This window comes from Kitasatospora sp. A2-31, from assembly GCF_022288725.1.
Lineage (GTDB): Bacteria > Actinomycetota > Actinomycetes > Streptomycetales > Streptomycetaceae > Kitasatospora.
Genome location: NZ_JAKNTA010000273.1, coordinates 1 through 1,063, shown reverse-complemented (window position 1 = coordinate 1,063; position 1,063 = coordinate 1). Strand labels below are relative to the sequence as shown.

At 69.2% G+C, this 1,063-nt stretch carries 2 protein-coding genes; both read right to left on the bottom strand.

Annotation, left to right across the window (positions count from 1 at the left end; genetic code table 11):
- Positions 1 to 76: 76 nt before the first annotated feature.
- Positions 77 to 601, bottom strand: coding sequence for an acetolactate synthase small subunit (ilvN, locus tag MCM47_RS41395; RefSeq protein ID WP_238951331.1), 525 nt, complete (start codon positions 599 to 601; stop codon positions 77 to 79).
- A 106-nt stretch (positions 602 to 707) separates the two neighbouring features.
- Positions 708 to 1,063 (bottom strand): thiamine pyrophosphate-dependent enzyme (locus MCM47_RS41390; protein ID WP_238951907.1); only part of this gene is annotated, 356 nt, incomplete at its 5' end.

Sequence of the window (1,063 nt, the reverse complement as noted above, 5' to 3'; positions counted from 1 at the left end):
GTGGGGCAGTGCTTCAGGGGGTGAGACGGCGCGCGTCGGCGCTGGTCACGCCGGTGGTGGGCGCGCCGTCCCCGGGTCACGCGCTGCGGTCGAGGGCGCGCAGCGAGCGGTCGGTGATCGACCGGGCGCCGCGCCCGATGGCGACCAGGCCGGACTGGACCAGCTCCTTGATGCCGTACGGCTCCAGCATCCGGAGCATCGCCTCCAGCTTGTCCGAGCTGCCGGTGGCCTCGATGGTCACCGCGTCCGGGGACACGTCGACCGTCTTGGCGCGGAACAGCTGGACGATCTCGACGATCTGCGACCGGGTCTCGTTGTCGGCGCGGACCTTCACCAGGACCAGTTCCCGCTGGATCGCAGCGGCCTGGTCGAGCTCGACGATCTTTATCACGTTGACGAGCTTGTTGAGCTGCTTCGTGACCTGTTCCAGCGGAAGGTCCTCGACGTTGACCACGATGGTCATCCGGGACACGTCCGGATGCTCCGTCGGGCCGACGGCGAGGGAGTCGATGTTGAAGCCCCGACGGGAGAACAGCGAGGCGATGCGGGCGAGCACGCCGGGCTTGTTCTCGACCAGGACGGAGAGGGTGTGCTTGGACATGTGTCTCTGTTTCCTCGGTCGCTAGGGGGTCCGGCGAGCCGGTCGTGAGCGGGGTGGCGGCGGGCCTGGGGGTGCCCCCGGCCAGAGGCTGGGGAAGGGCGGGCCGTCAGTCGGTGTCGTCGCCGAAGTCGGGCCGGACGCCCTTGGCGAACTGGATCTCGTCGTTGCTGGTGCCGGCCGCGACCATCGGCCAGACCATGGCGTCCTGGTGGACGATGAAGTCGATGACCACCGGGCGGTCCTCGATCTCCATCGCCTGCTTGATGACCGCGTCGAGGTCCTCGGGGCGCTCGCAGCGCAGGCCGACGCAGCCCATCGCCTCCGCGAGCATCACGAAGTCCGGGATCCTGGTGCCGCCCTGGACCGGCGGTTCGACACCGTCGTGGTCCGGGCCGGCGTGCAGCACCGTGTTGGAGTAGCGCTGGTTGTAGAAGAGGGTCTGCCACTGGCGGACCATGCCCC